The sequence below is a fragment of the Streptomyces sp. NBC_01171 genome (genome assembly GCF_045039805.1).
Classification (GTDB): domain Bacteria; phylum Actinomycetota; class Actinomycetes; order Streptomycetales; family Streptomycetaceae; genus Streptomyces.
Window position 1 is genome coordinate 3689170 of the sequence record NZ_CP108609.1, and the last position, 26051, is coordinate 3715220.

Below are 26051 nucleotides of genomic sequence, written 5' to 3' on the forward strand. Positions count from 1 at the left end.
GGTGAACTCCCGCCCGGCGCCTTTGTGTTGCCCCGGCGCTTCAGTTCTCCGGGTCCACCGCGGTCAGCCGTACCGTGCCGTCCTTCGACACCGACCAGCCGGGGTTGTGGCAGATCTCCCAGCGGTGGCCGTCCGGGTCGGTGAAGTAGGCGTGGTAGCCGCCGAAGGCCGCCCGCTGGGGTTCCTTGAGGACGTTCGCCCCGGCCTCGCGGGCGCGGGCCACGGCCGCGTCGACCTCGGCGGGGGAGCCGAGGTTCCGGGCGAGGGTGAAGGGGGTGCCGGGGGTGGCCGGGGCGCCGGTGTCGGCGGCCAGGTCGGTCAGCGGGAACAGGGCCAGCGCCAGGCCCTTGCCGACCTGGTAGAAGACCACCTCGTCCAGGTCGAGCAGCGGGGTCCAGCCGAGGCCCTCGCTGTAGAAACGGCGGCTCGTCGCCAGGTCCTCGACGCCCAGGGTGACCATGCTGAGCTGCTGGTCCATGCTGCTGCCTCCGGCTACCGGGATTCATTCGCAGTGCTCCGGCCTTCAGGCCGGGGGTGAAGCGAATCTTGTGGTGGCGACGCGGAGCGTCGCGGTGTCGTTCCGGCGGAGCCGGACCTTGCGGAGCGCCGGTAAGACCAGGAGCAATCCCGGCACAGCGCGAAGAAACAGGAAGCCACGGATTCCCGACCGGAAACCGTGCCGCGTAGCTGCACAGCAACCAGTCGAGAAGGCCAGAATCCTCGGGCTTCAGCCCGAGGAGCAAGTCAAAGGTTGCCCATCGGTTCGATGTCCACCTGGGTGGGGGTGCCCCAGACGCGGAGCACCTCGTAGTCGGTGAACTCGTGGACCAGACGGTAGGCCATCGCCGGGCGCGAGCCCCGGCGGGCGGCGGCGAGGTACGCCTCCGCCTCGTGGCGGTCGCGGCGCGGGGTGCCGCAGAGCTGCCACTCGCGGCCGTTCCACGCCTCGGGGAGCCAGCGCTGCTGGGGCTGGGGGCGGTCGGCGCGGACGCCGTAGCGGGAGGGGGCGGTCGCGGGGGCCTCGGGGCCGCGGCCCTGGCCGCCGTACTCCGCGCGGCGGGCGGACCTTCGCCGGGTCTCGCACAGCAGGCACAGGTCCGGCGCGCTCTTGTCCACCGGGCCCTGCGGGTGCTCCGCGCAGCGGGTGGTGGGGGCGCCGGCCGTGACGCTCTCGTCCAGCAGGTCCAGCGCGCGGCGCAGATCGGCCTTGACCTCGTGCAGCCGGGAGTCCGGGGTGTCGGCGGTCAGCGCCTCACCGTGCTCCCCGACGAGCCGGAGAGCACGGCCTAGCGCGGTGAGCTGGGCGTGATTCATGGGTCCAGCTTCTCACCCGCGCGCCGGGGCGGCGGATGCGCGAGGATCGGGCCGCAGTACGTTTCCGCGACCCCGGCATTGTGGAGGGCACCCCGTGAGGATCAATCTGGCCAGCGTCTTCGTCGACGACCAGGAGAAGGCGCTGCGCTTCTACACCGAGGTGCTGGGCTTCGTGAGGAAGGCCGACGTGCCGCTCGGCGAGTACCGGTGGCTGACCGTGGTCTCGCCCGAGCAGCCCGACGGCACCGAGCTGCTGCTGGAGCCGGACGCCCACCCCGCGGCCAAGCCGTACACCGCCGCCCTGCACGGCGACGGCATCCCGGCCACCTCCTTCGCCGTGGACGACGTACGCGCCGAGTACGACCGGCTGCGCGGGCTCGGGGTGCGCTTCACCCAGGAGCCGGTGGAGGCGGGCCCGGTCACCATCGCGGTGCTGGACGACACCTGCGGCAACCTGATCCAGCTCGCCCAGTACGCCTAGCCGTGGTGCAGCAGGCTGCCCTTGCCGCATGCGGGGGCCTGCTCGCCCAGGGGGAGGGGGGAGACCGCCTTGACGACCGGGGTCACGGTGAGGTCCGCCGCGCAGGCGGTGGTGTCTTCGGCCGTCCAGTGGTCGTCGGCGGCGGCGTGGGCGGGGGCGGCCAGGGCGGCGGAGGACGCGGCGACGGCGAGGGTGGCTAGCAGCAGCTTCTTCATGTCAGGGGCAACGACGGGGAGCGGCGGGCGTCACGCGGGGCCGACGGGTGTCCGGTCGGTGGCCGACGGGGCCGTACTCCTCGCCGTACCCCTGGGGAAGCCGAAGGCGAGGGTCGCGGCGAAGCCGATCGCGTACGCCGTCAGGAGGCCGCCCGCGTAGATGGCGATGGCCGGGGCCGGGCCCTGGTTGCCGGTGAGGAGGGGGAAGAGGGCCCAGCCGGAGGGGCCGATGGCGGTGGCGCCGACCTTCTCGCCGAGCATGGCGAAGAAGCCGACGAACGCGCCGCCCGCCGCCCCGCCCACGCACGCGGTGACGAAGGGGCGGCCGAGGGGGAGCGAGACGCCGTAGATCAGGGGCTCGCCCACGCCCAGCAGGCCCGCCGGGAGCGCCGAGCGGATCGTGGTGCGCAGGGTGGTGTCGTGGCGCAGGCGTACGTACACCGCGAGCGCGCCGCCGACCTGGCCCGCGCCGGCCATGGCCAGCAGGGGGAGGAGGACCGTGTAGCCCTGTTGCTCGATCAGGGTGGTGTGGATGGGGATCAGGGCCTGGTGCAGGCCGAGCATCACCAGCGGGAGGAACAGTCCGCCGAGGATCAGGCCCGCGAACGCGCCGGTGGTGGTGAGCAGCCAGTTCGCGCCGGTGCCGATCGCGGTGGCCACGGCTCCGGCCGCGTACATCAGGCCGTACAGGGTGGCCAGGCCCGCGACGAGGACGGTGACGGTGGGGGTGAGCAGGACGTCCAGTGCGCCGGGGAGGCGTCCTCGGCACCACTTCTCGATCCGGGTCGCGAGCAGGGCGGCGGCCAGGGCGCCGAGGACTCCGCCCTGGCCGGGGGAGAGGTGGACGCCGAACGCGGTCACCTTCGCCACGCCCGGATAGACGATCACGGCGGCCACCGCGCCGCCCAGGATGGGGGTGCCGCCGAACTCCTTCGCGGTCTGGTAGCCGACGAACACCGCGATCAGCGCCATGAACCCGGAGGCGATGGCGGCCAGGGCGGGGGTGAGGCCGGTGAGCCAACCGGCGTTCGTGAGCAGACCGTTGATCCCGGCGAGGATGCCGCAGCCGATGAGGGCGGGGATGAGGGGGACGAAGACGTTGGCGATGCGGCGGAGGGCGGCTGCGAGGGGGCCCTTTTGCGGGGTGGGACTGGCTGCTGCCGTGTCGGGGTCGGTGGGCTTGCTCATTTCCACGGCGCCCACCCCCGCCGCGAGCTGCCGCTCCACCTCCGCCGTCACCGTGTCGACCACCCCCGGCCCCAGCACGACCTGGAGCGACGGCGTCCCTGCCCCGATCACCCCGAGCACGCCCGGCAGCGCGCGTAGCGCCTCCTCGTCCACCGCGGCCGGTTCGGCGACGGTGAGACGGAGTCGGGTGAGGCAGTGGGTGACGTGACGGACGTTGGCGGTGCCGCCCGTCAGGGCGAGGACGGCGGATGCGGTGGCGGTGTCGTTGCGCACGATCCGAGCCTGCGCCACCTGCGCCGGTCCGGCGCGCGGGACTCCTCCGGAAGGCGGTCGGCCGTATGCGTTGCGCCTACGCCCCCGCCTTCCCCAGTGCCGCCCGCAGCCTGCCGTCGGACTCCTCCAGCAGACGTGTCGCCGTGACGCCGTCCACCCCCGCCAGGATGATCAGGATCGCCGTCTTCACCTCGCCGTCCGCCTCCGTCAGGGCCCGCTCGATGTCCGCGTCCGGTGCGCCCGTCGCCTGCGCAACGATCCGCCGTGAGCGCGCCCGGAGCTTGGCGTTGGAGGCGCGGACGTCGACCATCAGGTTCCCGTACGTCTTGCCGAGTCGGATCATCGTGATCGTCGACAGCATGTTGAGGACCAGCTTCTGGGCCGTGCCCGCCTTGAGGCGGGTGGAGCCGGTGAGCAGTTCGGGGCCGACGACCACCTCGATGCCGTGTTCGGCGGCGGCCGCGAGGGAGCTGTCGGCGTTGCAGGACAGGCCCACCGTCAGGGCGCCGGCGGCGCGGGCGTGTTCGACGGCGCCGATCGCGTACGGGGTACGGCCGGACGCGGAGACGCCGACCACCGAGTCGTCCGGGGTCAGCTTCAGGGCGTCCAGGTCGGCGCGGGCCAGGTCGGGGGAGTCCTCCGCGCCCTCCACGGAGTTCACCAGCGCACCCGGTCCGCCCGCGATCAGCCCGACGACCTGGCCGGGGGCGGTGTTGAAGGTGGGCGGGCACTCGGAGGCGTCCAGCACGCCGAGCCGTCCGGCCGTACCGGCACCGGCGTAGACGAGGCGGCCGCCGCGCTCCATGCGGACGGCGATGGCGTCCACGGCGGCGGCGATCTCGGGCAGCCGGGCGGCGACGGCCGCGGGGACGCCGGTGTCCTCGCCGTTCATCAGCCGGGCGATGTCCAGCGTGGGCAGTTGGTCGATCCCGGCCAGCTCCGGCCGGAACGCCTCGGTGGTCAGGGTGGCCAGCTCGCTCTGGAGGCGATGGGGGTCGGTCATCTGGTGCGGCTCTTTCCGGTGGGGTTCCGAATGAGAGGGAAGCTAACGCGTCGCGCTCCGGTGCCGGTGGGCCAGTGCCTCGTAGGACGCGGCCAGGGCGGGGGCCGCGTTCTCGTACGTCCGCTGTGCCACGCCCACGAACAGGCAGTCCACGACCAGGAGTTGCCCCGTACGGGAGGACATCGCGGCGGGCCGCAGCTCGCTCTCGCGGGAGGTGGCGGTGGTCAGCACGTGGTCGGCGTACTGGGTGACGGGCGAGTCGGGGCGGCCGGTGATGGCGATGGTGGTCGCGCCGCGCTCGAAGGCGGTGCGCAGCGGTTCTATGACGTCGCCGGTCGAGCCGGAGTGGGTGATGGCGATGGCCACGTCCCCCGCGCGGAGCTGCACCGCGTTGGTCACCGCGAGGTGCGGGTCGCCCGGCGCGTGTGCGACCAGACCGATGCGCAGCAGCTTCTGGGTGAGGTCCTGCGCGACCAGACCGGACGCCCCTATGCCGTACACGTCCGTGCGGCGGGCGGCGGCCAGCGCGGTGACGGCCGCGCCGAGCTGGGCGGTGTCCAGTCCGGCGGCGGTGTCGGCGAGGGTCTGCTGCTCCTCGTAGGCCAGCTTGGCGACCACGTCGGTGAGCGGGTCGTCCAGCGCGATGTCCGTGGTGATCGCGGGCGCGCTCCCGGACTCCTGCCGGGCCGCGAGCCCGGCGAGGGCGAGCCGCAGGTCGCGGTAGCCGGGGTAACCGAGGATGCGGGCGGTGCGGACGACGGTCGCCTCGCTGGTGCCGGTCAGCTCCGCGAGCCCGGTGACCGTGAGGGCGGCGCAGCCGGCGGGGTCGCCCGCCACCGCGTCGGCCACGCGCTGCATGGACCGCGTCATGGACGGCGTGAGGGTGCGCACCTTGGCGGCGAGCGAGCCGCCGGGGCTCCCGAAAGTTTCCTTCACGTCCTGGGTCACCCCTGAAAGATATTTCCGGTTCGGCAGGCGGGGCAAGAGTGCGCACAATGGGGGCATGGACGACGCCACAGATCCCGTCAGCTCGCTCGAACAGGCGTTGCACGCGGCCCGTGCGCGGGTGCTCGCCGACCTCATGGCCGGCGACGTGGCCGAGGCGGACGTGGTCTCGCTGGTGGAGGAGTCGCTCGCGCAGCGCCGCTGGTGGGTGGAGCAGTGGCCCGAGGGCGCCGCCTTCGTCGCCGGTCTTGTCGCGCAGGACGTGCAGGACGCGCTGCTGGAACGGAAGGGCCGCTGGCCGCTGTGCCCGGTGTGCGCCACGGGCGACCCGCACGCGCTGGACGTGGAGCCGGAGCTGGGCCCCGACCCGCACTGGGTCTGCCACGAGTCCGGCGTGGACGTCGCCCCCGTCGGCTCCCTCGCCAAGGCGCTGGACGGGAACACCCCCAAGTGACGGCCGGCCCCGCGTGACCGTCTACATCGACCCACCCACCTGGCCCGGCCATGGCCGGATGTGGTCCCACCTGGTCAGCGACGTCTCGTACGACGAGCTGCACCACTTCGCCGCGACCCTCGGCGTCCCCCCGCGCGCCTTCGAACGCGACCACTACGACATCCCCGCCCACCGCTACGCCGACGCGGTGGCGGCGGGCGCGGTGGAGGTACGCAGCCGGGATGTGGTGCGGCTGCTGCACGCGGCGGGGCTGCGACGACGCAAGGGGACCTAGGACCAGGGTGCTCCCGTGAGCGGGTACGGCGGGCCGGGCGGACTCGCGGTCAGCCCGTGTACACGTACAGCCGTACCCCTGTCTCCATGCCGTGTGCCTCGCGGGCCGTCTGCTCCTGTTCCGTGTCGGCTCGGTGGAAGCCCGCGCGGGCCAGGACGCGTTCGGAGGAGGGGTTGTCGGGTTCGACGGTGGCGGTGATCGTGTGGACGTCGTCGCGGGAGAGGGCCCACTCCGTCAGTGCGCGGAGCGCCTCCGTGGCGTAGCCCTGGCCGCGGGCCTCGGGGACCAGGTCGTAGCCGATCTCGACGCGGCCCTCGGAGTCCGGGGTGCCGTGGAAGCCGATGCCGCCGACGGCGAGGCCGTCCTCGGTGCGGACGAGGGTGAAGACGCCGAACTCGGGGCGGTGGACGCCCGCTTCGTACGCCTTGACCAGGAAGCCGGCCGCCTCGCGGGTGCCCTCGTAGGGGGTGCCGCCGAGCCAGGTGAAGCCGCCGTCGCCGCCCAGGCGCAGGTCGCGGGCGGCGGCCGGGCGCAGGCCGGTGAGGGTGAGGCGTTCGGCGGGGATGACGAGGTTGTTGCGCCAGCGCCAGTTGTCCACCGCCGCGCGGCCCGCCAGTTCGCCCCGGCCGGTGGCCCACAGCAGGGTCGGCCAGGCTTCCGGGCCCGGCTGGACGTGCGGGAAGATGCAGGTCAGCACGGATTCGGCGAGGCTCTCGGCGGGCGTGTACTCCAGCCCGAGGCCCTGCGCCATGTCGTGGGTGTGCAGCAGCACTTCGGCCACGCCCATCGCCGCGAAGCCCTCGCGGTCGGCGCTGCGGAACGGGTACGGGTGGAAGGCCCGGTCGCCGGGCGCGGCCGTGTTCACCGCGGCGGCGAGCAGCGCGCCGGTGGTCTCCATGACGTGCAGCAGGCCGTCGTTGCCGGTGCCGTCCTCCAGGCGCATCTCGAAGGGCACGTACGCGTCCCGCGCGTGGCCGACGAGGTTGCCGGCATAGGCGAGGAGGCATTCGGCTACGTGCAGGGCGGTGACATGGCAGTCCCACTCCACGCTTCCGGCGCGAACGGCCGTCCAGTCGCGGTCGACCGCCGCGCGCAGTGTCGTCACGCAGCCGCGCACGGCCTCGGTCACCTGGTCCCCGCTCATCGCTCGCATGCGAGGAACCCTAGGGGTGCGCCCCGACTCAGGGCGACAGCATTTCCAGCTCTCCCGCGAGGTTCCAGCGGGCCGTCGCCTCCCAGTGCTCCGACCCGTAGGGGGTGTGGAACAGCCTTGGCAGCTGCAGGAGTTGGCGCAGTACTGCCGAACGCCCCTCGTGGAAGGCGTCGTTGGGCACGAAGTGGTACTCCTCGCGGATCTCGGCCGTGTAGGCGGCGTACGCGGACGGCGCCGAGGCGAGGATCGCCAGGTCGGCGTCGCACAGCACCTGGCCGTTGCGGTCGCCCTCGGCCGGGTCGTGGCCCACGGTGAGCCGGACCAGCCGGGCCACCTCCGCGACCTTCGCCTCCGGCACCCCGGCCTCGGTCAGCGCCCGCTCGGCCAGCCGCGCCGAGCGCTCCTCGTTCTCCGACCGGTCCGGCAGGTACACCGCGTCGTGGAACCAGGCCGCCAGCCGTACGAGGTCGGGGTCGTCGGCGTACTCCGCCAGCGCGTCGACCCGGTCGAGGACCGCCGTGAGGTGGGCGAGCGTGTGATAGCGCCGCTGCGGCTCCTCCCAGCGGGCGATCAGGTTCTCGGCGTACGGCGCCGGGTCCGGCCCCTCGCCCGGCGCGCGGGCGGCTTCGAGGGCGCGGGCGAAGCGGAGCCCGAGGTCTGCTGCGGTGTCTGCGTCGGCCATGTGTCCATTGTTCCGGTGATCGGGGGCGGGGCGTACCCTGGAATTGGACTAGACCTGTAGCCGCCGTCGGAATTGGGGTGCCATGAGCAAGCGTGCGGTCCTGGAGGTGATCGCTCTCGGGGTCGAGGACGCGGTCGCCGCCCAGGCGGGAGGCGCGGACCGGCTGGAACTGGTCACCGACATGGCGGCGGACGGGCTCAGCCCCGACCCCGCCGTGGTGGCCGCGATCCGGGCCGCCGTCGCGATCGACCTGCGCGTGATGCTGCGGCTGTCGGACGGGTTCGCGGCGGGCGACCTCGACCGGCTGACCGGCACGGCCGCCGAGCTGCGGGCGGCGGGCGCCGACCAGTTCGTGCTCGGCTTCCTCGACCCGGACGGGGACGTGGACCTCGCGGCGGTCGAGCGGGTCGTCGACGCGCTGGACGGCTGCCCGTGGACCTTCCACCGGGCCATCGACCGCGCCGCCGACCGCGACGCGCTGCGCAAGCGGCTCAGCGGGCTGCCGGGGCTGGACACCTTCCTCACGGCGGGTGCGGCGACGGGCGTGGACGAGGGGCTGGACACCCTGACGGTCGAGGCCGCGCACACCGGTACGCCGGGGTACGAGCCGCGCATCATGGTCGGCGGGGGCCTCCGGCTGGAGCACGTGCCGGAGTTGCGGTCCGCCGGTATCGACGCCTTCCACATCGGTGGGGCGGCCCGGCCGCAGGGGTGGGCGGGGCCGGTGTGTGCCGACGCCGTCGGGGTGTGGCGGGGGATGCTCGACGGGGAGTAGGCGGGGCGTGCCGGGAATGTTCCGGGCGGGCGGTTCGTTGGGCCTGCGCCCGTGCACACCGCTGTCGTTGGGAGCATCGTGTCCGAGACCACGCACACCGTCATCTCGCTGAGTACGCAGGCCGAGCGGCTGATCGAGCTGGGGGTGCACGAGATCGCGGGGCTCTCGGCCGCCGAGGTCCGGGCGGCCGCGGAGGGGGTCGGGGAGAGCGGTGACGGTGCCCTCCTCGCCGTCCACCCGGACCGCGCCCCCGCCTCCGTACTCGCGCCGCTGCTCCGGCGCCGGGACAAGGCCGGGTTCGTCGTCACCGACATGACCGACGTCGACCTCTTCGCGCCGATCGACGGCATCGACCTGCCGGACACCCCGCTGTACCTGGTCAGCGGCGTCGACCGGGGTGACGACATGGCCAACTGGAGCCCGGACGAGGCACTTCCGGCGCTCACCGCAGCGTCCCGTACGCCGCTGCTGCTGACCGAGGGCATCCACTGGGTGCTCCAGCGGCCGGACGTACTGGAGCGCAATCACTGCTTCATGACCATCGGCTCCCGGCTGCGCAAGCCCAAGGGCACGCTGGACGCCCGTACCCCGGCACTCTGGATCAGCAACGGCACCGGCCGGGACGGCCGCGAGCGGCGCGACGCTCCCAAGGTCGGCTGGTGCTGGGCGGGCAACCGGCACACCTGGCTGGGCTTCGCCTCGGGGTCGGGGCGGAGGGGGCTGGAGCCCTGGGGGAAGGTCCGGCGGTAGACGGCAGGGGCTGACAACCAGGGGGCGGGGGGTTCAGCGGATGGGGCGCAGGCAGCGGCCGATCATGTCCGCGCTGTCATCCGGGCTCGCGAGATAGTCGCCGACCGCGCAGCCGTTCGCGCCCGGGTCCATGACCCGGTACTGGGCGTCGTCGGAGCCGCAGGGCACGGTCTTCAGGTCCGGCTCGGTCCAGGTGCCGTCGTTGCGGGCGCAGGAGCCGGTCGTGAGGTTGGTCTTGCTCTCGCTCAGGCTGGGAACCAGACCGGGCGCCAGCCCCGCCAGCATCACCCCGGTCACGAGCGTCACCAGCATCCCCAGCACCCCCAGCGGAATCAACGCCAGCACCCCCGCCGGGCGTTGGAACACCGGCTTGCCGGGGTCCAGCGGGGGGCGCCAGCCGGGGGTGACCGGGGTCGGCATGCGGCGGATGTCCGACAGGGTGTTGAGGTTGGCCAGCAGGACGAAGGGGGTGATGACCACCGACAGCAGCCCCCACCAGCCCGTGATCAGGGTCTCGGCCTGCATCTCCCGGAACACCGACAGCGCGCAGGTCCGGCAGAACATGCCCTGCCGCTTCAGGGACCGCATGATCATGATCATGCCCTGATGCCCCCGCACCGTCACCGGCGCGGCGGGCCCGGCCCCGCAGAGTTGGCACCCCATGGGCACGGGCGCCTGCGGGTACCCGTAAGGGACCCCGGGTGCCATCGGGTACGGCTGTGAAGGCGGCGGGAAGCTCAACAGGTGACCCTTCGGCGGGACATGGCAGGGAACGGACTCAGCACCCTACCCAGCCGCTCAGCCCGTGAGCTGCTCGGGCAGTGGCCCGGTGTGCGCCACGATCAGCCCGGAGACCGCTCGGGTCAGTGCCACGTAGAGCCGCCGCAGGCCGGTGCGTTCGTCGGGCTCGCCGTCGACCACGGCGCGCGGCTCGTCCAGCACCACGTAGTCGTACTCCAGGCCCTTGGCGAGCGAGGCCGGGACCAGGGTCAGCCGGGTCTCCTCGGTGGTCTCCTCACCGGGCGCGAGGAAGCCGATCCCGGCGGCGGTCAGGGCCTCGGCGAGCGCGGACATCCGGGCGTCGGCGGCGATGAGACCGGTCGAACCCTCGTTGCCCAGCAACTCCTCACACGCGGCGACCACTTCGGCCACCCCGTCCACCGCGCGCACCTCGAAGAAGCCGGGATTCTCCCGGACGGAGGCGACCGGGGTGAGGCCGGGCGCGATATGGGGGAGCAGCCGGGAGGCGTACGTGATCACGTCCGTGGGGACGCGGAAACCGGCCGTCAGTTCCTCGATCACGCCTTCGCCCTTGCCCAGATGGGCCAGCGCCTCGTCCCAACTCCGGGTCGCCCAGGGGGTGGTGCCCTGCGCGAGGTCCCCGAGGACGGTCGCGCTGCCGGTGGTGCAGCGGCGGCCGACCGCGCGGTACTGCATGGGCGAGAGGTCCTGCGCCTCGTCCAGCACGACATGGCCCAGCGAGTGCGTGCGCTGGATCAGGTCGGCCGCCTCGTCGATCAACACCGCGTCCGCGGAAGACCACTTGGCCGACTTCACGCTGCGCACCGGCTTGGCCCAGAGCACGGCCTTCTGTTCGTCCTCGTCCAGGATTCCGGCCGCGTGCTCGGCGAGGAACTCCCCGTCGGACAGCAGCCGCAACACCAGCTTGGCCGGGTCGGCCGGCGGCCAGACGGCCTTCACGGCCGCCTTGACCGCGCTGTTGCGCGCGACCGCGTCCTGCACCCGGTCGTCCGGCGCCTCCCCGGCCCGCTCCATCTGCACCAGCACCGCGTGCGCGATCCGCTGCGGCAACGCCTCGCGGGCGGCGCCGTACCGGATCTCGCGTCCCAGCAATTCGCGGACGATCTCCTCCAGTTCGTACGCCGGGACCCGCCAGCGGCGCGAGCCGCGCACCACCATGATCGGCTCGGTGGGCATCGTCACCTGCGCGTACAGCGCCCGGCGCAGCACCTCGGCCATCCGGGCGTCACCCTTGAGCACGGCGGCCCGCGCCTCGTCCGTGCCGCGCACCTCCACATGGGCCACCAGATCGTCCACGGTGGCCTGCTGCACGCTCAACTCGCCAAGCGCGGGCAGCACTTGCTCGATGTAGTGGAGGAAGGACCGGTTCGGCCCGATGACCAGGGTGCCGGTACGGGCGAGCCGCTCCCGGTGCGCGTAGAGCAGATAGGCGACCCGGTGCAGACCGACCGCCGTCTTGCCCGTACCGGGACCTCCCTGCACGCACACGGTGCCGCCGAGCCCGCTGCGGACGATCTCGTCCTGCTCGGGCTGGATGGTGGCGACGATGTCCCGCATGGGGCCGACGCGCGGCCGCTCGATCTCCTGCTGGAGCAGCTTGCTGGTCGCCGCCGTCTCCGAGGGGTCCGACAGGTGCTCGTCCTCGTACGCGGTCAGCTCACCGCCGGTGTAGCCGAAGCGGCGGCGCAGTCCGACGTCCATCGGGTCCTTCCTGGACGCCCGGTAGAACGGCTGCGACACCGGGGCACGCCAGTCGATGACCATGGGGTCGCCGTCCGCGTCGTGCACATGCCGGCGCCCGATGTAGAACCGCTCGCCCTCCGCGCCCTCCGCCTGCTCGGACCCCGGCGCGTGCAGGTAGTCGAGCCGCCCGAAGAACAGCGGGGTGTCGCTGAGGTCGGCCAGCGCCTTGATCCGGTCGTCGATCTGGCGGGTCAGCACCTGTGCGTTGACCCAGTTCGCGGCGACGTCCTTGATGTCCAGCGCCTCCACGTCCTCCCGCATGGCGCGCAGGGCGGCCCGTGAGTCGGCCAGGTGGGTGCGTTCGCGGGTCAGGGGGGCGCGGGGGTCGTCGAGCGGGTCGGGCGCGGTCGCGGACAAGGGAGTGCCTCCGGTTGTACCTGCTGCGTGGTCACGAGGCCGGATACGGCCTGAAGGTGCCGTCCGGTTACCGGCCGGGCGGCGGCACTCCGAGGGGAGGCGGGCAAGAGCGGAGATTGTAGGCGGGGCGGGCGGGGCGAGGCCAATGAATATCCGGGCGCGTCCACATCAGGCCCCGCGTCACTCCGGAGCCGAACTGATGTGCTTGTGCGGCTGATCATGTAGGACGTACGTTCGCCGCCATGTCCATGACTCGCAGAAGTATCCTCCGGGGAATCGCCGCCGCACCGTTCGTCGGAGCGGCGAGCGCCATCCTCGCTCCCGCCACCGCGCACGCCGCCACCATCGACCCGGCGCAGTTCGCCCTCACCGCCCGTACGGGCAACTCCTACGGGGAGTTCGCCGACCTGAGCGCGGGCCTGGCGACCAAGCTGACCAAGGTCGACGCGACCGCCGTCCTCGCCGACACCAACCGCAAGGCCACCCGCCTCACCAGCGCCCCGGGCACGTCCCAGGCGTTCGAGGCCGGCTTCACCTGGGACAGCGGCGACCAGGCCGTCGACTACTGGATTCCGCAGGGCGTCACCACCAGCGCCGACGCCTACGGCAACGGCGTGTACCCCGACGGCGGCAGCAACAAGGCCGTCCTGGTCTCCTGGTACTTCGAGACCGACCCGGACGGCGACGGCACCGACGACTACCCCCTCGACAAGGGTCTGCGGCTGACCTTCGTCAACTACAACTCGGCCTCCGCGCCCACCTACCGCCACGTCCTGCTGGTCGAGCCGGTGAAGACCGCCACCGGCGAGTTCTCCTTCAACCCCATACGCAAGCACGCCGGCGGCATCCTCTGGTACGGCAACCTGCTGTACGTCGTCGACACCTACAAGGGCCTGCGGGTCTTCGACCTCAACACCCTCTTCCAGGTCGACACCACCCAGGTGGACTCCTGCGGCCTGGTCGACGGCACCTACTACGGCTACGGCTACTCGTACGTGCTCCCGCAGAGCGGCGCCTACGACAACTCCGGCAAGTACCTGCGCTACTCGGCGATCGGCCTCGACCGCGCCAGCACCCCGGACAGCCTGGTGGTGAGCGAGTACTCCGAGGACGGCGCCGTCGACTACTCGGGCACCTCGTGGACCGGTACGGGCGCGCCCACCACCACGCCGAAGGTCGTGCGCTGGGACCTCGACTACACCACCCGCTCGCTGTCCTCGGGCACGCCGAGCGAGGCGGTCACGGTCGCCCAGAAGAAGATCCAGGGCGTCGTCTCCCGCAACAGCAAGCACTACCTCTCGGTCAGCAACGGCCCCTCCGGCACGGGCGCCCTGCGCACCTTCACCTCGGGCGCCTCGACCGCGAGCACGGTGTGCAACCTGAACATCGGCTGCGAGGACCTCAGCTACCACACCAGCGGCGCCTCGGGCTGGTCGTTCGCCGAGTCGGTGATCTGGAACCTCAGTGAGTACGCGGGGAAGCGGTACGTGTACGCGGTGCACGCGGACGGCTCCTGAGCGCCTACCCCTAGGGGGTTTCGGCGACCGGGCGTAGGGGCGGGCTCCACCCTCGGGTGCAGAGGGATCGCTTTGAGAACCGACCCGTGGGTGTATTCCGGACTTATGCCGGAAGTCTCACCATGGAGACATGAGCGCAGCGACCATCCACCCCGCCCCACCCCGTCCGTCCGGAGCCACCGCGGTGGCCGGCGGCGACCACCACCACGTCCTGGGCGAGGCCCTGCGCGCGATCAAGGTCTACGCGCAGGCCGCCTTCGGCGTGGTCATACTCGGCGAGTACGGCGAGGAGGCGGGCGTCCACCGCAGATACGGGGACGCCCTCGGGGACCCATAGCCGGGTCCCGCTCCTGGCCTCAGTTCTCCTTCGACCCCTCCGCCAGGATCTCGTCGGCGTCGACGATCCGGTAGGCGTAGCCCTGCTCCGCCAGGAAGCGCTGGCGGTGGGCCGCGAAGTCCTGGTCGATCGTGTCGCGGGCGACGACCGAGTAGAAGTGCGCCCGGTGGCCGTCCGACTTGGGCCGCAGCACCCGGCCGAGCCGCTGGGCCTCCTCCTGCCGGGAGCCGAAGGTGCCGGACACCTGGACGGCGACCGTCGCCTCGGGCAGGTCGATGGAGAAGTTGGCGACCTTGGAGACGACCAGCACGCTGATCTCGCCCTCACGGAAGGCGTCGAAGAGCTTCTCCCGCTGGGCGTTGGAGGTCTCGCCCTTGATCACGGGCGCGTTCAGATGCTCGCCCAGCTCGTCCAACTGGTCGATGTACTGCCCGATCACGAGGATCTGCTGCCCGGCGAACCGGCGCACGATCGCCTCGGTGACCTTCCGCTTGGTCGCGGTGGTGGCACAGAAGCGGTACTTGTCCTCGGTCTCCGCGGTGGCGTAGGCGAGCCGCTCGGTGTCGGTGAGGTTGACGCGGACCTCGACGCAGTCGGCGGGCGCGATGTAGCCCTGCGCCTCGATCTCCTTCCACGGCGCGTCGAACCGCTTGGGCCCGATCAGGGAGAACACGTCGGACTCGCGGCCGTCCTCGCGCACCAGGGTCGCGGTCAGACCGAGGCGGCGGCGGGCCTGGAGATCGGCGGTGAACTTGAAGACGGGAGCGGGCAGCAGATGGACCTCGTCGTAGACGATCAGACCCCAGTCACGGGAGTCGAAGAGTTCGAGGTGCGGGTAGACGCCCTTCCGGCGGGTGGTCAGCACCTGATAGGTGGCGATGGTGACCGGCCGGATTTCCTTCTTGGTGCCGCTGTACTCGCCGATCTCGTCCTCGGTCAGCGAGGTCCGCTTCACCAGCTCGTGCTTCCACTGGCGCGCGGAGACGGTGTTGGTGACCAGGATCAGCGTGGTCGACCCGGCCTGCGCCATCGCCCCGGCGCCGACCAGCGTCTTGCCCGCACCGCAGGGCAGCACCACGACACCGCTGCCGCCGTGCCAGAAGTTCTCCACGGCCTGCTTCTGGTACGGGCGCAGCGCCCAGCCGTCCTCGCGCAGGTCGATCGGGTGCGCCTCGCCGTCCACGTATCCGGCGAGGTCCTCGGCGGGCCAGCCCAGCTTGAGCAGGGTCTGCTTGATCTGCCCCCGCTCGGAGGGGTGCACGGCCACGGTGTCCGGGTCGATCCGGTTGCCGACCAGCGGGGTGACCCGCTTGGAGCGCAGGATCTCCTCCAGCACCGGCCGGTCGGTGGTGGTGAGGACCAGCCCGTGCGCCGGGTGCTTGCTCAGGGTGAGCCGGCCGTACCGGTCCATGGTCTCGGCGATGTCGACGAGGAGGGCGTGCGGCACGGGATACCGGCTGTACTGCACCAGCGCGTCGACGACCTGCTCGGCGTCGTGCCCGGCGGCCCGCGCGTTCCACAGGCCGAGCGGGGTGAGCCGGTAGGTGTGGATGTGCTCCGGGGCCCGTTCCAGCTCCGCGAAGGGCGCGATGGCCCGACGGCACTCGTCGGCCCGCTCGTGGTCGACTTCCAGGAGCAGGGTCTTGTCGGACTGGACGATCAGCGGACCGTTCACGTGTGCCATCCTTCCGCGCGGCCAAACCTCCAGTGTGCCTGATGCGGACGCCGGAGGGCAGGTCCCGCGGTCAGTCCTCCGCCAGTTCGGCCACCCCGGTGATCCGGTGCAGGGGGTAGGTGCGGACCTCGTCGGCGGTGTGGTCGTAGGCGGTGACGAAGCCGCCCTCGACGCGGATGGGGGCGACGACGCGCTGGCTGGCGGCGCCGTCGGCGTTGACGTAGCCGATCCAGACGGCCTCGCCGGTCATGACGGCCGCCTGCATGGTGGCCAGGGTGTCGGCGGGGCTGGTGCGGGGGAGTTCGCCGCCGGCGGGCTGCGGGCCGGAAGCCTTGAGCGGGGTGGTGGCGGCCACGTCGCCGGCCCGGATGGCGCGGACGGCGGCCGCGAGCAGCACGGTGTCGGGCGTGGGCGGACCCTCCGGCACCGGCTCGGGCGCGGTGCGCGGCGGGGTGCGGTGGGCGTCGGCGCGGGTGATCAGCACATCGCCCTGGGCGGACTCGGCGGCGGGCGCGTAGCCCAGCGCGCGCAGGCCCTCCAGCAGGGTCGCCGGGTCGCAGGGCGCGGCCAGCACGGTCGGGGCGAGGCGGCGCAGCCGCAGGGCGGCGGCCCGCTTGTCGGCCATGATCTCGTTCAGCACGGAGTCGTCGTCGCAGCGGACGTACGCCGAGGCGACGCCCACCCGGAGGTGCCCGTGCCTGCGGGCCACGTCGTCGATGAGGTACGTGAGCGGCTGCGGTACCGGGGTGCGGGAGTGCTGGGCGAGGAAGGCGTGCAGGTCGGCGGCGGTCTGCCCGGCGTCCAGGGCACGTCGTACGGAGGCGGGGGTGAACCGGTACACGGTCGCGCCCCCCTTGGACTCCACGTCCGCGAGGACCCCGAGCGTCTCGGCGAGGGGGCGCAGCAGCGGGCCGGGGGCCACCGCGGTCAGGTCGGCCTGGAGCAGGACGTGGTCGAGGGGTTCGGGGAGGAGGGGTGCGAGCAGACCGACGGCGGTGGCCGTGGACTGGCCCGTGGCGGAGAGGGGGGAGTCCTCCGGCTCGGGGGCCGCGCCCAGCAGGGCCCGGCCGTGGCTGGAGAGGGCGCCCCGGCCGGTGACGCCGAGGAGTTCCGCCTCGCTCAGCGTCCAGCGGGCCAGCCGGATGCGGAGGTCCTCGGTGTCGCGCTGGGGGGCGCGCAGGGGACGTTCCCAGGTCAGCCGGGTCAGCACCGCCTCCGGCGTGGGTGCCACCCCTGCGGGGAGGTTGGCCAGCAGGGTCAGGACCCGGTGCCGTACCTCGGGGGCGGCCGAGCGGTCCAGGCCCGGGCCGAGTGCGGACAGGGCGCGGTCCTTGATGTCCCGGCCGCCGATCAGCCCGGCGGTGCGGGTCGCGGCGAGCCAGGCGGCGGCGAGGCGGCCCCAGCGTTCGGCGACGGGGCGTTCCAGCCAGGTGTCGTAGGCGGGGGTGGGGGCGTAGCGCTCGTCGGCCGCGCCGTCCGTGGCGAGCAGGCCGGCGGCGTAGGCCAGCTCGATCCAGAACGCGGCGAGCGGTTCGGGCGCGTCGAGGGCGACGGCGGTCCGCTTCAGGTCCCGCACGCTGAGCCCGCCCGCCCGGAGCACGGCCGGACCGCCCTGGTCCCAGTGCTTGAGCAGATCCTCGATGGTGGCGAGTGCGGTGTACGCCTGCCCGGCGGCCGTCGCGTCCACGATCCGCGGGCCGTGGGCCACGGCCGGTTCCACGGCGGGCGGCACCGGCTCGGGCACCCGGTGCGCCCGGCCGCCGCGCAGGTGCAGCGCGACCTCGCGGGGCAGTACGACCGTGCCGGGCGCGGTGGGCAGCAGCAGGCCCCGGTTGAGCAGCCAGCGCAGATGGGCGGCGGGGTCGGCGGTGACCTGGCCGTACGGCGGACCCCACATCAGCCGGGTCAGCACTTCGCGGGCGGCTTCCGGCGCGCCGGCGAGCAGCGCGTCCATCCGCTTCCGGTCGGTGAACAGACCGGTGAGCGCGGTGACGGCGGAGACCGGGTCGTGCGTGGAGGGCAGCCCCGCCGTGTTGACGATCTGCTGCACCCGCCCCGGCGACATGCCCGACGTCGCCTCCCGCACGGTCGGGCCGAGCCCGGTGGGGGAGGGGTGCTGGGCGGAGGGGGCGAGGAGTTCGCGGGCGGTGCGCACCAGGTGCAGCCGGTCGTCGTCGCCCCAGATCAGGGCCTGCCTGCGCAGCGCGGCGACCGTGTCGGGCAGCGCCTCGGTGACGGCCGGGTCGCCGTCGTCACCGGCCAGCAGCTCGTGCAGCGTGTCGTAGGTCGCCGGGTCCGGGGCGACGGCCAGCGCCTGCGCGGTCTGGAGGGCGAACCGGTCCAGGTGCTCCAGCGCGCGCAGCACCGAGGCACGGGTGCCCGCGCGGGTGGCGAGCTGGGTGAGATCGGTGGGGACGGGCGCGACGAGGTCGGGTCGGTCGCGCAGCAGCGCGGCCAGCGAGGCGTCGTCCCGCGCGCGGAGTGCCTCCGCCAGGGACCGGGGGGTTGAAGATGCCTCGGGGCTCATCTGACCCACGTTAGCGGCTGGGGCAAGCGGCGGCCGAGGGTCCCGGGGGACCGCTCCGCCCGCGTGGGCCGATTGGTGGCGGTCTGCGCTACCTTCCTCCACGGGGTTCCACCGCCGTCGCCCCGGAGGGGTTTCCGTTGGGGATCGAGAGCGACCAGGTCGTCTACGAGTATCTGAGCCGTGTCGGGGACGTGGCGCAGCAGCGGCAGTTGCCGTCGTCCACGCGCATGCGGCTGGTGTCCGAGCTGCGCAACGAGATCGACCGGCACCGGGCCCGGGCGACGGTGGACAGCCCGGCCGCCGTGCGCCGCATCCTGGAGCAGCTCGGCAGCCCGGACGACGTGGTGCGGTCGGCGGGCGGGAAGGGCCCGGCGCCGCAGCCGCCGCCCACCGCCGTGCCCGTGCAGCCGGAGCCGGAGAAGCCGGAGCGGAGGCCCAGGGGGCTCAAGGGGCTGCGCGCCGCCGTGCCCCGGCCGCGCCCGGCCGAGCCGGGGCCCTCCGTACCGGCCGACGCGCCCTCCCCGCCGCATCTCGCGTCCGCCGACGAACTCGGCGAGTCGCTGACCCGGCCCGACTGGTGGCGGGTGGCGGACGGGCCGTTCGGCGCGGCGGCCGCGGACTCGGTGCCGGGGTTCGTCGGCGGGGTGGAGATCCCGGAGATGCTGCGGCGGCCCCCGAGGGAGACGCCGAAGGAGACCCCGGAGGAGGCGCGGCCGAAGGAGGCCGTGGCGGAGCCCGTCGAGGTGGTCCCGCGCTCCCGGTTCCGGCGTTTCGTCCCGCTCCCCTCGGCCGGCTGGACCAACCCGCTCCTGGTGCTGGGCGCCGCCGCGCTGCTGGCCGGGGCGGTGCTGGGCAACTGGTACGCGCTGCTCCTCGGCTGGCTCATCGCCTACGGCTCCCGCCGGCTGACCCCGGCCGAGACCAAGTGGGCGGTGCTGGTGCTGCCCGCGCTCGCCCTCGCGGCCGGGGTGGGCTACCTGTGGGGGCGCGACACCGGGCACTGGGGGACTCCGGTCGCCGACGGGCACATGAGCGACGCGCTGGCCGAGACCTGGCCGTGGGTGGTGCGGGGGGCGGCGGTGAGTTCGGCGCTGTTCCTGCTCTGGCGCTCGCAGCGGAGGCGGTAGCGGGACCCGGCCCGTCTCCTCGCGACCCCGGCCGGGCACAATGGCGGTCATGCCTGTCGTGTCCCCTGCGTATGCGCCCACCGTCGGCTTCGACCTCGACATGACGCTCATCGACTCGCGGCCCGGCATCCGGGCCTGCTATCTCGCGCTGTCGGAGCGGACCGGGGTGTACGTGGACGCCGACCTGGTGGTGACGCGGCTCGGTCCGCCGCTCGCGGAGGAACTGGTGAACTGGTTCCCGGCCGCCGACGTCCCCGCCGCGGCCGACCTGTACCGGGCGATGTACCCCGAGTACGCCATCACCCCCACCCCCGCCCTGACCGGCGCCCGCGAGGCCATCGCCGCCGTCCGCGCCGCCGGGGGCCGCACCCTGGTCGTCACCGCCAAGTACGAGCCCAACGCCAAGCTCCACCTGGCCCACCTCGGCATGGAACCGGACGTCGTGGTCGGCGACCTCTGGGCCGAGGACAAGGCCCGCGCCCTCCGCGAACACGGCGCGCACGTCTACGTCGGCGACCACACCGGCGACGTCCGGGGCGCCCGCGCCGCCGAGGCCCTCTCGGTGGCGGTGGCCACGGGCCCGTGCAGCCCGGAGGAACTCCGCGCGGCCGGCGCCGACGTGGTCCTCCCGGACCTGACCACTTTCCCGACCTGGCTGGACACCCACGTGACGTCGGCCTAGCGCCGCCGGACGATGCCCCGCGGCACCGGAACGCATCATCGACCACGCGTCGACCCGCAGCCGGGGGTACGTCGGCCGTGCCGACCCGAGGGGCGCGGGGAACTGCGCGACCGGCCATGACGGCCGTCAGCCGGCCGATGCCCGCGGACCTGTCGCCGACCTCAGCGGCCGGCGCTCCGCGCGCCCAGAGACACAGCCAAGGCCAGCGCCTAGCGCCCCCGTGCCTGTCGTCGGCCCGCCGCCACCGAGCGGAGTACGCCCGCTCCCGCGACCAGGAAGCCGACCGCCATCAGCATGCTCAGGCCGAACATGTAGGTGGGGAACGGGTGGGTGCCGAGGAGGAGCGGGGCGACCGTGACGAGGGTGGCCACGGCGCCGAGGAAGAAGACGATGACGCCGGCGCGGATCAGTCCGTCACCGGGCCCGGCGGAATTCGTTTGGGTTTTGTCACGCACCGGACCAGGGTAGTTCCCAGCGCGAGAGAACAACCGGGGAGCACCTTGTCACCCGCCCGAAGACCATTAGCCTTGGTGTCGGCGGGTCATGGTCGACCCGCCACAGTGCTACACAGAGCCGTTTCCGAGCTTTTTCCGACGAGTACGAGGACGAGGACAGACGTGCCCACCGGCAAGGTCAAGTGGTTCAACAGCGAGAAGGGCTTCGGCTTCCTCTCCCGCGACGACGGCGGCGACGTCTTCGTCCATTCCTCGGTCCTGCCCGCCGGCGTCGAGGCGCTCAAGCCGGGACAGCGCGTGGAGTTCGGCGTCGTGGCCGGCCAGCGCGGTGACCAGGCGCTCTCCGTGACCGTGCTCGACCCGACCCCGTCCGTGGCGGCCGCCCAGCGCAAGAAGCCCGACGAGCTGGCCTCGATCGTGCAGGACCTCACCACCCTACTGGAGAACATCACGCCGATGCTGGAGAAGGGCCGCTACCCCGAGCGCACCTCGGGCAAGAAGATCGCCGGCCTCCTCCGCGCCGTCGCGGACCAGCTCGACGTCTGACCAGCCCCTTAAGGGAACGCCAGCGCCTTCGGGCCGAGGGCCGGTACGAGGCCCTCGGCCGCCGCGCGCGTCAGCAGGCCCCGGATCGCCGCGTACCCGTCCTCGCCGAGGTCGGCGGTGAACTCGTTGACGTACAGCCCGATGTGCTGGTCGGCGACGGCCGGGTCCATCTCCTGGGCGTGCTCCATGACGTAGGCGCGCGACGCCTCCGGGTCGTCCCAGGCGGCCCGGACCGAGGTCCGGAAGGCGTCCGCGAGCCGCTGAAGGGTCTCGGCGCCCAGCGACCGCTTGGCGATGATCGCCCCGAGCGGGATCGGCAGCCCCGTGGTCCGCTCCCAGTGCTCGCCCATGTCCGCGAGCTTGTGCAGCCCGTACTCCTGGTAGGTGAAGCGGGCCTCGTGGATGACGAGCCCGGCGTCCACCTTGCCGTCCCGCACGGCCGGCATGATCTCGTGGAACGGCATCACCACGATCTCCCCGACCCCGTCCGGCAGCGTGTCCGCGGCCCAGAGCCGGAACAGCAGGTACGCCGTCGAGCGCTCGCTCGGCACCGCCACCGTGCGCCCGGTCAGGTCGGCGTCCGCCTCCCGCGTCAGCACCAGCGGCCCGCAGCCCCGGCCCAGCGCGCCGCCGCAGGGCAGCAGGGCGTACTCGTCGAGGACGTACGGCAGCACGGCGTACGACACCTTCAGCACGTCGAACTCGCCGCGCTCGGCCATGCCGTTGGTGATGTCGATGTCCGCGAAGGTCACGTCCAGGGCGGGGGCGCCGGGGACGCGGCCGTGGGCGACGGCGTCGAAGACGAAGGTGTCGTTGGGGCAGGGCGAGTACGCGATCTGCAGGGGCTCAGTCGTCATGCGTGTTCCAACTCTCCAGTGCGGGCGCGAGCTTCCCGAAGGCCCCGGTGAGGGCGCCGAGCGCGTCGCCGATGCGCCAGGCGGCGCGGTCGCGGGGGCCGACCGGGTTGGACACCGCGCGGATCTCCAGCACCGGCACGCCGTGCGCGGCGGCCGCCTCGGCGACTCCGAACCCCTCCATGCCCTCGGCCAGCGCGCCGGGGTGCCGCTCGCGCAGGGCGGCGGCACGGGTGGCGGTGCCGGTCACGGTGGAGACGGTCAGCACGGTGCCGGGGCGGGCGCCGGTGGCCTCGACGACTCCCCGTACGAGTGAATTCGGCGGCAGATGGGTGACGGTGCCGAAGCCGAGGTCGGTGACCGGCAGGAAGCCGTCCGGGGTCTCGGCGCCCAGGTCCGCCGCGGTGATCGCGTCGGCGACGACCAGCGAGCCGACGGGTGCCTCTGGCTGGAAACCGCCCCCGATCCCGGCCGAGACGACCAGACCGTAGGGGGTGCCCGTAAGGGCGGCGGCGGTCAGCGCGGTGGCGGTGGAGGCGGCGGCGAGGGCGGGGCCCACACCGGCGGCCAGCAGGTCGCAGGCGCCGTCCGTCCGCAGCAGCGTCGCGCCCGGCAGCCGTACCTCTTCGGCCGTGCCCGGAAACGCCCGTGCCACCGCGTCCCGTTCGGCCGGGACGGCGGTGGCGACGAGGACGCGCGTACGGGCGTTCACGGGACCGGAAGCCTCCGTCAGGAGGTCGCCTTCTTGAGCTTGTAGCTCCACAGACCCTTGGCCGACGAACCGGTGCCCATCTGGATGGACAGCGTGTTGGTGTTGCCCTGGGTGCCGTACTGCGCGTTGAAGAACGCGCTGCCGGGGATGGTGCTGTACGTCTTCTTGCTGACGTCGGTGAACTGGCGGCCGTTGACCAGCAGCACCCAGCCCGCGTCCGCGATCTTCGGGTCGACGCCGACACGGACCGTGTCGCCGTCCGGGTCCACCGAGATCGTCTTCTCGTCACCGGCCTTCTTCGCGCACTCCGCGAGGGACTTGGCGGTCAGCGTCTTGTCGCCGTTGTAGCAGAGCGCCTCGGAACTGACCGAGCTGTCCCCGACGGTGACCGTGGAGACGGGCGTCGGCTTGTCACAGGCCGAAAGAACGAGCAGTCCGGCAGAAACGGCACCGGCGGCGGCGAGCGCCCGGCGGCGTCGCGGGGCGGATTGCAGCGAGGTCATGCCCGAAGGCTATCGGGCACACCTCGCGGGGCGTCCACGTGGGGTACGACACGTCCGCTCCGTCAGGCGACACGCGGCCGCGTCCGCCCCCCGTGCCGCGCCGCCGCCAGCAGCCCCCGCAGCGTGGTCAGCCAGCCCAGAGCCACCAGCGCGGCGGCCACGGCCAGGCCGAACGCGCCGTTGAGGGGCATGACGATGCCTACCGCGCCGCCGAAGACCCAGGCCATCTGGAGGATGGTCTCGGAGCGGGCGAAGGCGGAGGTGCGGACGGCTTCGGGGACGTCGCGCTGGATCAGGGCGTCCAGGGACAGCTTGCCGAGGGCCTGGGCGAAACCGGCGACGGCGGCGAGGCAGGCCACCAGGACGGCGCCGAAGAACACCGCGGCCACCACGGCGGCGCCGAGGGCGACGGCGACCACGGTCACGATGATGATCTCGGGCGCCTTGGACCGCAGCCACGCCCCCACCGCCGTACCCAGCGCGTTGCCCGCGCCCGCCGCCACGCCGACGATGCCCAGCGAGACGGCCGCGCTCTCCCCGGTCAGCGGGTGCTCGCGCAGCAGGAACGCCAGGAAGAAGATCAGGAAGCCGGAGAGGCAGCGCAGCGCCGCGTTGGCGCCCAGCGCGTGGGTCACGGCGGGCCCGACCGTCCGCAGCCCCGGCCGCTTGCCCAGTTGCCGCCGCTGCGGCCCGTGCAGATGCCGTTCGTCCGCCGCCAGCAGCGCCACGTCCTCGCCCTTGGCCGAGTCCACCGTGCGGGGCAGCGAGAAGGACAGGAACGTACCCGCGACGAAGATCACGAACGCGCCGTACAGCGGCCAGGGGTCCCCGACCATCTGGAGCCCCGCCCCGATCGGCGCCGCCACCCCGGTGGCCAGCAGGCCGGCCAGCGTGACCCGTGAGTTGGCCTTGACCAGGGAGAACGCCGGCGGCAGCAGCCGGGGCACGACCGCGCTGCGCACCACCCCGTACGCCTTGGACGCCACCAGCACCCCGAGCGCGGCCGGATACAGCTCGAGCCCGCCGCTCGCCACCGCCCCCGACAGCACCAGCGCGAGCAGCGCGCGGGCCAGCATCGCCCCGGCCATCGCGGCCCGCCGCCCGTGCGGGAGCCGGTCCAGCAGCGGGCCGATGACGGGGGCGAGGACGGTGAAGGGCGCCATCGTGATGGCGAGATAGAGCGCGACCCGGCCACGGGCCTCGTCGGTCGGCACCGAGAAGAAGACCGTGGAGGCCAGCGCCACGGTGATCATGACGTCCCCGGCACCGTTCACCGCGTGCAGCTCGATCAGCTTGCCGAGCCCCGACTCGCCCGCCCCGTGCGCGTGCGTGACCTTCCGGATGCCCCGTGCCGTGCCGGTCACCGGCAGGTAGAGGGCACGGCCGACGGAGCGGACGGCACCGCCGACGCGGCTCGAACCGCCGCCACCGCGCCCCCGGTCCGTGGCTGTCACGTGCTTCATAGTGCCCCGAGTGGCCGTCCGATAGGCGGTTTGCGGCCAAGCGAGTCGATGCGGACCTGTGAAGATCCACCTGTCCGGAACCCGCCGGGTGGCCGTGGACTGTCCCCCACCATGGGCGACGGGGTAGCGTGCGTATCTCAGCCATAACGCAGAATGGATGGCAGAGGTGCGCCCGCGCGTGTTCGGACGCGGACGTCGATGCGGCCCACAGGTCCGCTCCGTCCGCGCCACCGCCGGAGTGCATCCGCACTCGTAGACGGCGTAGGAGAGAAGCGATACCTGTGAGCGCAGCGACCACGCGAAGCCGCACCCCTGACCGCCTGTGCGCCGAGGCGATCGACCTCGCGCGCACCGCAGCGGAGGAAGCGGCCGCTCCTGGTGTCGTCGGTGAACATATCGGCGTGGTGTCGGAGGGTGACCGGGTCGTCACCCACTTCTTCGAGTGCACGGAACCGGGCTACCGGGGCTGGCGTTGGGCCGCCACCGTCGCCCGCGCCTCCCGCGCCAAGATCGTCACCCTGGACGAAGTCGTGCTGCTGCCCGGCCGCGACGCCCTCCTCGCCCCCGAGTGGGTGCCGTGGAGCGAGCGGCTGCGCCCCGGCGACCTCGGCCCCGGCGACCTCCTGCCCACCGACGAGGAGGACCTGCGCCTGGAGCCCGGCTTCTCCGGCGAGGAGGAGCCGCCGCCGAACTCCGCGCTGGCCGAGGGCCTGAGCGAGGTGGCCGAGCGCGAGGACGCCGAGGTCACCCCCGGCAGCCCCGCCGCCCAGGCCGGCCCGCCCGCGCGCGGCTCGATCACCTCCGTCGCCGAGGAACTGGGCATGCGCCGCGCCCGCGTGCTGTCCCGCTACGGCCTGCATGTCGCCGCCGACCGCTGGGAGGAGGCGTTCGGCCCGAAGACCGCGATGGCCCAGGCCGCCCCCGCCACCTGCGCGACCTGCGGTTTCCTCGCCCCGATCGGAGGCTCGCTGGGCCAGGCGTTCGGCGTCTGCGGCAACGAGTTCTCCCCGGCCGACGGCCACGTGGTCTCCCTCGCCTACGGCTGCGGCGCCCACTCCGAGGCCGCCGTCATGCCGACCCCGCCCCGCCCGCCGCTGCCCGTGGTGGACGAGACCCGGCTCGACCCCTTCCCGCTCCGCCCCGCCGCCGACTCCGGCTCGGTCCCGGCCGACGGCGACGACGAAGCGGCGGAACTGGGCCACTCGTAACGGACGACGGGCACGCCCGCCCGCGCGTACGCCGCGAAGGACGGACCGTCAGGTCGCTGTACCTTCGAACTCACGT

The 26051-nt window shown here is 73.2% G+C and carries 28 protein-coding genes; 11 read left to right on the plus strand and 17 right to left on the minus strand.

The window, feature by feature from the left end; translation table 11 throughout:
• Positions 1-40: 40 nt before the first annotated feature.
• Positions 41-478, minus strand: coding sequence for a VOC family protein (locus tag OG448_RS17180; protein WP_405554834.1), 438 nt, complete (start codon positions 476-478; stop codon positions 41-43).
• 266 nt (positions 479-744) lie between these two features.
• Positions 745-1314, minus strand: a complete 570-nt coding sequence (locus OG448_RS17185; RefSeq protein WP_391299296.1) for a hypothetical protein — start codon at positions 1312-1314, stop codon at positions 745-747.
• 94 nt (positions 1315-1408) lie between these two features.
• On the opposite strand from OG448_RS17185, the gene OG448_RS17190 reads away from it, so the two are divergent.
• Positions 1409-1795, plus strand: a complete 387-nt coding sequence (locus tag OG448_RS17190; protein ID WP_405554836.1) for a VOC family protein — start codon at positions 1409-1411, stop codon at positions 1793-1795.
• On the opposite strand, the gene OG448_RS17195 is transcribed toward OG448_RS17190, so the two are convergent.
• The 4 genes from OG448_RS17195 to OG448_RS17210 form a co-directional block, all read right to left on the minus strand.
• The gene (locus OG448_RS17195; RefSeq protein ID WP_405554837.1) at positions 1792-2010 is read right to left on the minus strand and encodes a hypothetical protein; all 219 of its coding nucleotides are present in this window, start codon (positions 2008-2010) and stop codon (positions 1792-1794) included. The genes OG448_RS17190 and OG448_RS17195 overlap by 4 nt on opposite strands.
• Positions 2011-2040: 30 nt before the next feature.
• Positions 2041-3471 carry a PTS transporter subunit EIIC gene (locus OG448_RS17200; protein WP_405554838.1) on the minus strand — a complete coding sequence of 477 codons (1431 nt, stop codon included), beginning with the start codon at positions 3469-3471 and terminating at the stop codon, positions 2041-2043.
• Positions 3472-3547: 76 nt separating this feature from the next.
• Positions 3548-4474, minus strand: a complete 927-nt coding sequence (gene murQ, locus OG448_RS17205; protein WP_405554840.1) for an N-acetylmuramic acid 6-phosphate etherase — start codon at positions 4472-4474, stop codon at positions 3548-3550.
• A 42-nt stretch (positions 4475-4516) separates the two neighbouring features.
• The gene (locus tag OG448_RS17210; protein ID WP_405554841.1) at positions 4517-5422 is read right to left on the minus strand and encodes a MurR/RpiR family transcriptional regulator; all 906 of its coding nucleotides are present in this window, start codon (positions 5420-5422) and stop codon (positions 4517-4519) included.
• Positions 5423-5477: 55 nt separating this feature from the next.
• Between OG448_RS17210 and OG448_RS17215 the strand changes: the two genes are divergently transcribed.
• Positions 5478-5873 (plus strand): hypothetical protein, encoded by a 396-nt coding sequence (locus OG448_RS17215; protein WP_405554842.1) that lies wholly within the window; start codon positions 5478-5480, stop codon positions 5871-5873.
• A 13-nt stretch (positions 5874-5886) separates the two neighbouring features.
• Positions 5887-6147 carry a DUF4031 domain-containing protein gene (locus tag OG448_RS17220; RefSeq protein WP_405554844.1) on the plus strand — a complete coding sequence of 87 codons (261 nt, stop codon included), beginning with the start codon at positions 5887-5889 and terminating at the stop codon, positions 6145-6147.
• A 49-nt stretch (positions 6148-6196) separates the two neighbouring features.
• Here OG448_RS17220 and OG448_RS17225 read toward each other — a convergent pair whose 3' ends face one another.
• Entirely contained in the window at positions 6197-7300 is a 1104-nt protein-coding gene (locus tag OG448_RS17225; RefSeq protein ID WP_405554845.1) for a GNAT family N-acetyltransferase, read from the minus strand.
• 28 nt (positions 7301-7328) lie between these two features.
• On the minus strand, positions 7329-7982 hold the full coding sequence (locus OG448_RS17230) for a hypothetical protein (RefSeq protein ID WP_405554847.1): 654 nt from the start codon (positions 7980-7982) through the stop codon (positions 7329-7331).
• 82 nt (positions 7983-8064) lie between these two features.
• On the opposite strand from OG448_RS17230, the gene OG448_RS17235 reads away from it, so the two are divergent.
• Together OG448_RS17235 and OG448_RS17240 are read left to right on the plus strand one after the other, a co-directional pair.
• Positions 8065-8757, plus strand: a complete 693-nt coding sequence (locus OG448_RS17235; RefSeq protein WP_405554849.1) for a copper homeostasis protein CutC — start codon at positions 8065-8067, stop codon at positions 8755-8757.
• A gap of 78 nt (positions 8758-8835) precedes the next feature.
• A complete protein-coding gene (locus OG448_RS17240) occupies positions 8836-9507 on the plus strand; it encodes a DUF5701 family protein (protein ID WP_405554851.1) in 672 nt (223 codons plus the stop codon).
• Between the two features lie 33 nt (positions 9508-9540).
• Here OG448_RS17240 and OG448_RS17245 read toward each other — a convergent pair whose 3' ends face one another.
• Both OG448_RS17245 and OG448_RS17250 read right to left on the minus strand, forming a co-directional pair.
• A complete protein-coding gene (locus tag OG448_RS17245) occupies positions 9541-10095 on the minus strand; it encodes a hypothetical protein (RefSeq protein WP_405554852.1) in 555 nt (184 codons plus the stop codon).
• A gap of 210 nt (positions 10096-10305) precedes the next feature.
• The gene (locus tag OG448_RS17250) at positions 10306-12369 is read right to left on the minus strand and encodes a HelD family protein (protein ID WP_405554854.1); all 2064 of its coding nucleotides are present in this window, start codon (positions 12367-12369) and stop codon (positions 10306-10308) included.
• Positions 12370-12617: 248 nt separating this feature from the next.
• On the opposite strand from OG448_RS17250, the gene OG448_RS17255 reads away from it, so the two are divergent.
• Together OG448_RS17255 and OG448_RS17260 are read left to right on the plus strand one after the other, a co-directional pair.
• The gene (locus tag OG448_RS17255) at positions 12618-13886 is read left to right on the plus strand and encodes a hypothetical protein (protein ID WP_405554856.1); all 1269 of its coding nucleotides are present in this window, start codon (positions 12618-12620) and stop codon (positions 13884-13886) included.
• A 130-nt stretch (positions 13887-14016) separates the two neighbouring features.
• On the plus strand, positions 14017-14223 hold the full coding sequence (locus OG448_RS17260) for a hypothetical protein (RefSeq protein ID WP_391299262.1): 207 nt from the start codon (positions 14017-14019) through the stop codon (positions 14221-14223).
• A gap of 19 nt (positions 14224-14242) precedes the next feature.
• Here the strand turns inward: OG448_RS17260 and OG448_RS17265 are convergent, their stop codons facing one another.
• Both OG448_RS17265 and OG448_RS17270 read right to left on the minus strand, forming a co-directional pair.
• Entirely contained in the window at positions 14243-15898 is a 1656-nt protein-coding gene (locus OG448_RS17265; RefSeq protein ID WP_391299260.1) for a DNA repair helicase XPB, read from the minus strand.
• Positions 15899-15968: 70 nt separating this feature from the next.
• Entirely contained in the window at positions 15969-18425 is a 2457-nt protein-coding gene (locus tag OG448_RS17270; RefSeq protein WP_405554858.1) for a helicase-associated domain-containing protein, read from the minus strand.
• A gap of 137 nt (positions 18426-18562) precedes the next feature.
• Here OG448_RS17270 and OG448_RS17275 point away from each other — a divergent pair, with 137 nt between their 5' ends.
• Together OG448_RS17275 and OG448_RS17280 are read left to right on the plus strand one after the other, a co-directional pair.
• Positions 18563-19552 (plus strand): hypothetical protein, encoded by a 990-nt coding sequence (locus OG448_RS17275; RefSeq protein ID WP_405554860.1) that lies wholly within the window; start codon positions 18563-18565, stop codon positions 19550-19552.
• 49 nt (positions 19553-19601) lie between these two features.
• Entirely contained in the window at positions 19602-20234 is a 633-nt protein-coding gene (locus OG448_RS17280; RefSeq protein WP_405554861.1) for an HAD family hydrolase, read from the plus strand.
• A 209-nt stretch (positions 20235-20443) separates the two neighbouring features.
• On the opposite strand, the gene OG448_RS17285 is transcribed toward OG448_RS17280, so the two are convergent.
• Positions 20444-20689, minus strand: coding sequence for a hypothetical protein (locus OG448_RS17285; protein ID WP_405554863.1), 246 nt, complete (start codon positions 20687-20689; stop codon positions 20444-20446).
• Positions 20690-20851: 162 nt separating this feature from the next.
• On the opposite strand from OG448_RS17285, the gene OG448_RS17290 reads away from it, so the two are divergent.
• Positions 20852-21235 carry a cold-shock protein gene (locus OG448_RS17290; RefSeq protein ID WP_086694554.1) on the plus strand — a complete coding sequence of 128 codons (384 nt, stop codon included), beginning with the start codon at positions 20852-20854 and terminating at the stop codon, positions 21233-21235.
• Positions 21236-21243: 8 nt separating this feature from the next.
• On the opposite strand, the gene OG448_RS17295 is transcribed toward OG448_RS17290, so the two are convergent.
• From OG448_RS17295 to OG448_RS17310, 4 genes are all read right to left on the minus strand, one after another.
• The gene (locus tag OG448_RS17295) at positions 21244-22092 is read right to left on the minus strand and encodes a 1,4-dihydroxy-6-naphthoate synthase (protein WP_405554865.1); all 849 of its coding nucleotides are present in this window, start codon (positions 22090-22092) and stop codon (positions 21244-21246) included.
• The gene (locus OG448_RS17300) at positions 22082-22801 is read right to left on the minus strand and encodes a futalosine hydrolase (protein WP_405554867.1); all 720 of its coding nucleotides are present in this window, start codon (positions 22799-22801) and stop codon (positions 22082-22084) included. The genes OG448_RS17295 and OG448_RS17300 overlap by 11 nt, the downstream gene beginning before the upstream one ends.
• A gap of 17 nt (positions 22802-22818) precedes the next feature.
• A complete protein-coding gene (locus tag OG448_RS17305; RefSeq protein ID WP_391299247.1) occupies positions 22819-23304 on the minus strand; it encodes a DUF2771 domain-containing protein in 486 nt (161 codons plus the stop codon).
• 62 nt (positions 23305-23366) lie between these two features.
• A complete protein-coding gene (locus OG448_RS17310; RefSeq protein ID WP_405554869.1) occupies positions 23367-24767 on the minus strand; it encodes an MFS transporter in 1401 nt (466 codons plus the stop codon).
• A gap of 281 nt (positions 24768-25048) precedes the next feature.
• Here OG448_RS17310 and OG448_RS17315 point away from each other — a divergent pair, with 281 nt between their 5' ends.
• Positions 25049-25975, plus strand: a complete 927-nt coding sequence (locus OG448_RS17315; protein WP_405554871.1) for a DUF3027 domain-containing protein — start codon at positions 25049-25051, stop codon at positions 25973-25975.
• Positions 25976-26051 lie beyond the last annotated feature (76 nt).

Excerpts from the sequence above, each read along its gene's own strand:
- OG448_RS17180 (WP_405554834.1), bottom strand. The coding sequence starts at position 478 with ATGGACCAGCAGCTCAGCATGGTCACCCTGGGCGTCGAGGACCTGGCG.
- OG448_RS17185 (WP_391299296.1), bottom strand. The coding sequence starts at position 1,314 with ATGAATCACGCCCAGCTCACCGCGCTAGGCCGTGCTCTCCGGCTCGTC.
- OG448_RS17195 (WP_405554837.1), bottom strand. The coding sequence starts at position 2,010 with ATGAAGAAGCTGCTGCTAGCCACCCTCGCCGTCGCCGCGTCCTCCGCC.
- murQ (WP_405554840.1), bottom strand. The coding sequence starts at position 4,474 with ATGACCGACCCCCATCGCCTCCAGAGCGAGCTGGCCACCCTGACCACC.
- OG448_RS17215 (WP_405554842.1), top strand. The coding sequence starts at position 5,478 with ATGGACGACGCCACAGATCCCGTCAGCTCGCTCGAACAGGCGTTGCAC.
- OG448_RS17225 (WP_405554845.1), bottom strand. The coding sequence starts at position 7,300 with ATGCGAGCGATGAGCGGGGACCAGGTGACCGAGGCCGTGCGCGGCTGC.
- OG448_RS17230 (WP_405554847.1), bottom strand. The coding sequence starts at position 7,982 with ATGGCCGACGCAGACACCGCAGCAGACCTCGGGCTCCGCTTCGCCCGC.
- OG448_RS17235 (WP_405554849.1), top strand. The coding sequence starts at position 8,065 with ATGAGCAAGCGTGCGGTCCTGGAGGTGATCGCTCTCGGGGTCGAGGAC.
- OG448_RS17245 (WP_405554852.1), bottom strand. The coding sequence starts at position 10,095 with ATGCGGTCCCTGAAGCGGCAGGGCATGTTCTGCCGGACCTGCGCGCTG.
- OG448_RS17255 (WP_405554856.1), top strand. The coding sequence starts at position 12,618 with ATGACTCGCAGAAGTATCCTCCGGGGAATCGCCGCCGCACCGTTCGTC.
- OG448_RS17260 (WP_391299262.1), top strand. The coding sequence starts at position 14,017 with ATGAGCGCAGCGACCATCCACCCCGCCCCACCCCGTCCGTCCGGAGCC.
- OG448_RS17270 (WP_405554858.1), bottom strand. The coding sequence starts at position 18,425 with ATGAGCCCCGAGGCATCTTCAACCCCCCGGTCCCTGGCGGAGGCACTC.
- OG448_RS17280 (WP_405554861.1), top strand. The coding sequence starts at position 19,602 with ATGCCTGTCGTGTCCCCTGCGTATGCGCCCACCGTCGGCTTCGACCTC.
- OG448_RS17295 (WP_405554865.1), bottom strand. The coding sequence starts at position 22,092 with ATGACGACTGAGCCCCTGCAGATCGCGTACTCGCCCTGCCCCAACGAC.
- OG448_RS17305 (WP_391299247.1), bottom strand. The coding sequence starts at position 23,304 with ATGACCTCGCTGCAATCCGCCCCGCGACGCCGCCGGGCGCTCGCCGCC.
- OG448_RS17310 (WP_405554869.1), bottom strand. The coding sequence starts at position 24,767 with ATGAAGCACGTGACAGCCACGGACCGGGGGCGCGGTGGCGGCGGTTCG.